A 2,773-nucleotide genomic window follows, 5' to 3' on the forward strand; every position below is an offset into this window, starting at 1 on the left:
AGATGGAGCGCGAGCTGATCGTNGAGCGTACCCGAGCCGGGTTNGCAGNNGCGAGGGANCAGGGGAGAGTNGGCGGNCGCCGCCGGGTAATGACNGAAGANGTGGTGGANNGNTGCCGCNGAATGCTGGAGAACGGCGCNACCCGGCANCAGNTNGCAGATGTNATAGNTGTAGACGTGAAAACAATCTACAAGTACCTCCCGGCGACTTGAAGACAAAGATTTCACTACTTTTCCTGATATGTTACGTTTGGCTTAATCAATTCATTCAGNTTTGAAAACAGTTTGGTTTGTTCGTGAACGGTAAGAAAACAATAAGTTTTGANCAATTTTTAACTATTAACAGCAATCTTGTTTCCATCTCAGATACATGGGCNGACTTGTGGGCGTTAATTTTTCACACGGGTTTAAGCGCTGGAAGGCTGCTGAGTATTCGATATGATGATATTGATGGTGACTTGATACTGATACGAAAACAGGGTCACCTGAAGGAGCTACGTGTTNAATCAACCCCTCCAGTGGAGGCGATGATTGCTCGNAGAAGAGAACGCTATCCAGAAGATGTTTNTTTATTTCAGAGNCATTCTAACCGTGTGAAGTACCANCGCCGGCCGGTCACTATAATTGCTTTCAACGCCGCTTTACGTCGCGCCGCTAGATCATTACCAGACGTTAACGTAAGCAGTAGTAGCGCGAGAAACATACCGGACTAANCGCCTGTCCANTAGCGTGTGGCCGATGTGACAGGCGTGGGNGTGAAGACNATTTACAAATATTTNCCNGTACAATACGGCGATAAAAAATCCCCTTGAGCAGGCACACTCAAGGGGAAAATACTACATAACATCATTGCTGTGTGCGTCTTTGCNCTCNTCNATNTTCCAAGAAGATNCCTAAAGNTTCCAGATATTTCTGGTNTGAGCAGTTAAANCATNGGGTCGGTGGCCGATGTGATAGGAGGGGGTGAAGACGATTGAGAAATATTTGCCAGCCGGTTAAGTTTGCACACCTGCGAACCGTATGCAAGAGATCGCAGGTGAGCAATTTGCTATGAAGGCATTGCTATAGCTGAAAAATTTTAACCTCGCATTGTTCGCAAAACCATCAAACAGCTAAGGACTGAATACACTTTAAGACTTACCTTACTCATTACATCAATGTGTTACGTCAATGACGTAAATTGATAGCCAGAACCTATATTGATATGTCGCTCTGTTAAAACTACTGTATATAAAAACAGTNTTAATGTGAGCGAGTTTATTATNCAGTTCTACACGCCCGTTGAGTTACGTCAGATCATGCTGCTCCCGTTGTACAGCGACCTTGTGCAATGTGGTTTTCCTAGTCCNGCGCAGGATTATGTTGAGCAACGTATNGATCTGAACGAGTTGCTCGTTAACCACCCCAGTGCGACGTATTTTGTCAAAGCCGCGGGCGACAGCATGAAAGACGCCGGCATAGGGGAAGGGGATCTTCTGGTTGTGGATAGCTCAAGGACAGCAGTTCATGGCGATATCGTTATTGCTGCTGTGGATGGGGAATTTACCGTTAAGAAGCTTCAGCTGCATCCGCGGGTTCAGCTTAACCCAATGAACCCTGCATATTCGCCGATAGTCGTGGGTAGCGAGGATACTCTTGATGTGTTCGGGGTCGTAACTTACATCATCAAATCGGCTGGCTGAGATGTTTGCACTTTGCGATGTGAACTCATTTTACGCATCCTGCGAAACTGTTTTCCGTCCTGACCTGAAGGGGCGGCCGGTGGTCGTTCTGTCAAACAACGACGGCTGTGTGATCGCCCGTTCACCAGAGGCGAAGCCCTTCGTCAAAATGGGTGAGCCGTACTTCAAACAAAAGGATATTTTTCGCCGGCACGGTATTATCGCGTTTAGCAGCAACTATGAGCTTTATGCCGATATGTCCAACCGAGTGATGACAACTCTGGAGGAACTCTCTCCACGCTGCGAAATTTACAGTATTGATGAGGCATTTTGCGACCTGACAGGAGTTCGGAATTGTCGCGACCTTACCGATTTTGGCAGAGAAATTCGCGAGACGGTTCTGCGCAGGACGCACCTCACAGTCGGTGTCGGCATAGCCCAGACTAAAACTTTGGCAAAGCTGGCCAATCACGCGGCGAAACAGTGGCAGCGACAGACCGGAGGAGTGGTGGATCTGTCTAATCTTGAAAGGCAGAGGAAGTTGATGGCTTTGCTTCCGGTGGATGAGGTCTGGGGAGTCGGGCGCCGTATCAGTAAAAAACTGGAGGCAATGGGCATTAAAACGGTGCTTCAACTGGCGGATACCGATATCCGTTTTATCCGGAAACACTTTAACGTTGTGCTGGAAAGGACTGTGCGGGAGCTTCGTGGGGAACCCTGTCTCGGTCTGGAGGAATTCGCACCGGTGAAACAGGAAATCGTCTGCAGCCGTTCGTTCGGCGGTCGTATCACGGAATACCATGAGATGAGGCAGGCAATATGCAGCTACGCCTCACGTGCAGCGGAGAAACTCCGTGGTGAGCACCAGTATTGCCGGTTTATCTCCGCATTTGTCAAAACGAGTCCTTTCGCGCTGAACGAGCCGTATTACGGGAACAGTGCATCAGTAAAGCTGCTTACACCGACCCAGGATAGCCGGGACATCATCACCGCGGCGACAAAATGTCTCGATGTAATCTGGCGAGAGGGGCATCGCTATCAGAAAGCAGGCGTTATGCTTGGTGATTTCTACAGCCAGGGCGTAGCGCAGCTGAATCTTTTCGATGACAACGC

At 49.0% G+C, this 2,773-nt stretch carries 3 protein-coding genes; all 3 read left to right on the forward strand.

Features of this window, described 5'->3' with window-relative positions:
* Positions 1-289 precede the first annotated feature (289 nt).
* Positions 290-712 (forward strand): hypothetical protein, encoded by a 423-nt coding sequence (locus VZP09_RS07175; protein ID WP_328794995.1) that lies wholly within the window; start codon positions 290-292, stop codon positions 710-712.
* A gap of 549 nt (positions 713-1,261) precedes the next feature.
* Positions 1,262-1,681, forward strand: a complete 420-nt coding sequence (locus VZP09_RS07180; RefSeq protein ID WP_442910125.1) for a translesion error-prone DNA polymerase V autoproteolytic subunit — start codon at positions 1,262-1,264, stop codon at positions 1,679-1,681.
* 1 nt (position 1,682) lies between these two features.
* Positions 1,683-2,773: Y-family DNA polymerase (locus tag VZP09_RS07185; protein WP_328794996.1), on the forward strand; the 1,091-nt coding region annotated here is incomplete at its 3' end.

It is taken from the genome of Klebsiella sp. EMBS2024, from assembly GCF_036233805.1.
Taxonomy (GTDB): Bacteria; Pseudomonadota; Gammaproteobacteria; order Enterobacterales; family Enterobacteriaceae; genus Klebsiella; species Klebsiella pneumoniae.